Genomic DNA, 3,622 nt, shown 5'->3' on the forward strand with positions numbered 1-3,622 from the left:
CGCCTGCGGCTGCGCCTCCGGCACCATCGGCCCGCGCAGGCCTTGCGCGACGGCGGGCAGCGCCGTGCCGAGCAGCAGGGCGGACAGGAGGGGCAGCGGGGCGAGCTTCAGGAGACGGCGCATGGCGACCTCTCTAGACCATTTCCGGGCGCGGGCGAAGCGGGCTCAGCCGCAGCCCTCGCCCCGCGCGGTAAAGCTTTCGACCAGGCCCTGGCGCACCGCGAAGGTCATCTCGCAGCGCATCACGGCATAGGAGGGGGGCGCGGTCCAGGGCCGGCGATAGCCCCAGGGGTTGTAGCCATAGCCCCAGGGGTCGCCGGGCACCAGGACGGTGCTCTGCTGCTCGAATTGCAGGAAGCGCCGCCCGCCGGTCTCGTAAGTGCGGACCGGCACGCCGAGTTGCGCGACCAGCTCGCCCTCCGGGCGGTTGATGAAGGTGGCGAGGCGCTGCTCCAGCGTCGGCCCCGGCGCGGCGCAGCCGGCGAGCAGGGCGGGCAGGAGCAGGGCGGGCAGCATCGGGCGCATGGCGTGGATCCTCTGACCCACACATAGGCCCGCGCAGGGCGGCGGCAAAGCGTTGCCGTGCGAGGGGCGCTCCCGCTCCGTTCAGCGCCCCTCCCGCCGCCAGGCCAGCAGGGCGATGCCCAGCACCAGCGGCAGGGCCAGCCAGGGCGGCAGCAGCGGCAGGGCGGCGATGCCGGTCACCAGATGGTCCTGGTTGCGGCGCAGCCCGATCCAGGATGCCCCCTGCGCGTCGCGCCCGGCGGCGACGCGGCGCAGCTCCGGCAGCACCGGGCGCTCCCCGTTGCCGAGCCAGTGCAGCCCGCCGCCGGTGCCCTCGGCCAGCGCCAGGGCGCGACCCGGATCGGCGCGCAGATCGGCGATCTCCAGCGGGTTGGCGGCGGCGGCGGCGGCGAAGGCGGTGCGCCGCCCATCGCCCGCCTGCCAGACGCCCGGCTGGGTGGCGGGGACCGAGAGCGTGGCCTGGCCGCCCTGCGCCGCCTCCGCCCGGTGGCGGCTGACCGTGCCATCGGGGGCGGTGACGGTGATCTCGGGCGGCGGCCCGGCCTCGACGCTGCGGCGGGTCACGGTCAGCGTGCCGCCCTCCACCCGCGCCACCAGATCCTCCTCCTCCAGCTCCGGCTCCCGCATCAGCCAGTGCGCGGCGCGGCGCAGCAGCTCGGCCTGCGGGCCGCCGCCATCATGGCCCCGGGACCACAGCCAGATCTGGTCGGAGAGCAGCAGCGCCACCCGGCCCTCCCCCACACGGTCCAGCTGCAGCAGCGGCGCGCCATCGGGGCTGTCCATCACCGTCAGCCCGCTTTGCGGCTCGGCGCGCAGATGCCGGTACCAGCGGCCCCAGCCGGGCTCGGCGGCGCCGGCATTGGCGCCCGTCAGCCCCTGGGTCACCGGGTGGCGGGCGCCGGCCTCGGTCACGCGCGGGCGGAACGGCCCCTCGGCCAGGGCGGCGGCGCCGGAGAGCGGCCGCGCCGGCAGCACCTGCCCGAGCGGGGTGGATGCCAGGCTGGTGGGGCCGAGGAATTCCGGCCCGACCGAGAGCAGCAGCGCACCGCCGCCGCGCACGTAGTCGGCGATGTTGCGCAGATACATCGGCGGCAGGATGCCCCGGTTGCTGAAGCGGTCGAACACGATCAGGTCGAATTCGCGCAGCTTCACCTGGAACAGCTCGCGCACCGGGAAGGCGATCAGCGCCAGCTCGTTCAGCGGCGTCAGGTCGTCCTTCTCCGGCGGGCGAAGGATGGTGAAATGCACCAGGTCGACATTCGGGTCGGCCTTCAGCAGCCGGCGCCAGGTGCGCTCGCCCGAATGCGGCTCGCCCGAGACCAGCAGCACCCGCAGCCGGTCCCGCACCCCGTTCACCGTCACCACGGCGCGGTTGTTGAGCTGCGACACCTCGCCCGGCCGCGCCTCGGCGGTGATCTCCACGACGCTCGGCCCGCCGCGCTCGACGGGCAGGGTGATGCGGTGCTCGCGGCCCAGCGGCACGCTTTCCACCCGTGGGGCCGCGCCGTCCCGCCGCAGCGTCAGCCGCACCGCGCCGCCCTGGGGCTGACCGGTGGCGCCGAGATCCTCCACCGCCAGCCGCAGCTCCACGCTGCGGCCGACAATGCCATAGCCCGGCGCCTCGATGATGCGGATGCGCCGGTCGACCTCGCCCGGGCGGCCGGGCAGCAGCAGATGCAGCGGCGCCTCGAAGCCGGGCTGCGCCGGGATGTCATGCGCCTGGCCATCGGTCAGCGCGATCACCCCCGCCAGCCGCGCGCGCGGGATGTCGGCCAGGGCCCGGTCGATGGCGGTGAACAGCCGCGTGCCCTGGCGCCCGCCCTCCGGCAGGTCGACCACCCGCAGCTCCAGGTCGGGGAAGCGGGCGGCGGCTTCCTCGATCGCGGCGCGGGCGGCGTCCAGCTGCGCGCCGCGCGCGCCGATCCGCGCCGAATCGCTGCGGTCCTGCACCAGCAGGGCGATGTCGGGGCGGGTCTCCCGCGTCTCCTCGACCAGGCGCGGATTGGCCAGCGCCAGCAGCAGCACGGCAAAGGACAACGCCCGCCACCAGGCGCCGCGCGCCCGCCGCCACAGCGCCGGCAGCAGCGCCAGCACCGCCAGCAAGGCCAGCGCCGCCAGCAGCCAGAGCGGCAGGATGGGGGCGAAATCGATGCCCGAGATGGCCTGGCGCATCACCCAACTCCCGCGGAAGCAAGGCCGGGGGAATGAATTCCCCCGGACCCCCTTCTTCTTTCTGTCAGTAAGAGACCCGCACCCTCACAGGTCGCGCTCCGCCGGGCAGGCCGCGCCGCCCGTCCCCACGTGGACATGGCAATCCGAAAAAGAATCAATTGCCGAGTCTTTCGAGGATGGCGGGGACGTGGACCTGGTCGCCCTTGTAGTTGCCGGTCAGCGCGTACATCACGAGGTTGACGCCGAAGCGGTAGGCCAGCGTGCGCTGGCGGGCGCCGCCGGGAATGGCGGCATAGGGGTTCTGTCCGCGCGCATCGACCGCCCAGGCCCCGGCCCAGTCATGCCCGCCGATGATGACGGGGGAAACACTGTCATTCGCCCGGTCCTCCTGCCGCGAGACCCAGACCTGGCCGCCGGCGAAGCGCCCCGGCAGCTCCGGCGGCAGCAGATAGAAGGCGCGGGTCAGCACATGCTCCGGCGAGACCGGGGCCAGCGGCGGGATCGACAGGCCGCGGGTGATGCGCTGCAACGCCGCCCGCGCGCCGGGGGAAAAGCCCTCCCCCGAGCCCTCATCCCGCGTGTCGAACAGGATGATGCCGCCATGGCGCATGAACTCGTTCAGCGCCGAGAGCGCCGCCGCGTCCGGGTCCGGGCTGTCGCCCGTCACCGCCCAGTAGAGCAGCGGCAGGGTGGACAGGTCGTCCTGCCCCGGGCGCACCGCCAGCGGCTCGGCCAGGGCGGCGGCGGTGCGGCGGTTGACGTAGTCGGACAGGCCCGAAAGCCCCTGCCGCACCACCTCGTCCACCGCCGAATCGCCGGTGGCGACATAGCCGATGCGGGTGGCCAGCGGCATCGACTCCTCCGCGGGCGCGGCGCTGCGCCCCTGCTGCGCCAGCGCCGGCTGGGCGAGCAGCAGCAGCAGCGG

3 protein-coding genes are annotated in these 3,622 nt (G+C 74.6%); all 3 read right to left on the reverse strand.

Features of this window, described 5'->3' with window-relative positions; translation table 11 throughout:
* Positions 1 to 165: 165 nt before the first annotated feature.
* Positions 166 to 525, reverse strand: coding sequence for a hypothetical protein (locus tag HMPREF0731_RS23095; RefSeq protein WP_007003470.1), 360 nt, complete (start codon positions 523 to 525; stop codon positions 166 to 168).
* An 81-nt stretch (positions 526 to 606) separates the two neighbouring features.
* Entirely contained in the window at positions 607 to 2,697 is a 2,091-nt protein-coding gene (locus HMPREF0731_RS07525; protein ID WP_007003471.1) for a hypothetical protein, read from the reverse strand.
* A 154-nt stretch (positions 2,698 to 2,851) separates the two neighbouring features.
* Positions 2,852 to 3,622: DUF4159 domain-containing protein (locus HMPREF0731_RS07530; protein WP_007003472.1), on the reverse strand; the 771-nt coding region annotated here is incomplete at its 5' end.

Origin of the sequence: Pseudoroseomonas cervicalis ATCC 49957 (genome assembly GCF_000164635.1) — a bacterium.
Lineage (GTDB): Bacteria > Pseudomonadota > Alphaproteobacteria > Acetobacterales > Acetobacteraceae > Pseudoroseomonas > Pseudoroseomonas cervicalis.

Bases quoted from the DNA above. Each gene is read 5' to 3' on its own strand.
- HMPREF0731_RS07525 (WP_007003471.1), bottom strand. From the start codon at position 2,697: ATGCGCCAGGCCATCTCGGGCATCGATTTCGCCCCCATCCTGCCGCTC.
- HMPREF0731_RS23095 (WP_007003470.1), bottom strand. From the start codon at position 525: ATGCGCCCGATGCTGCCCGCCCTGCTCCTGCCCGCCCTGCTCGCCGGC.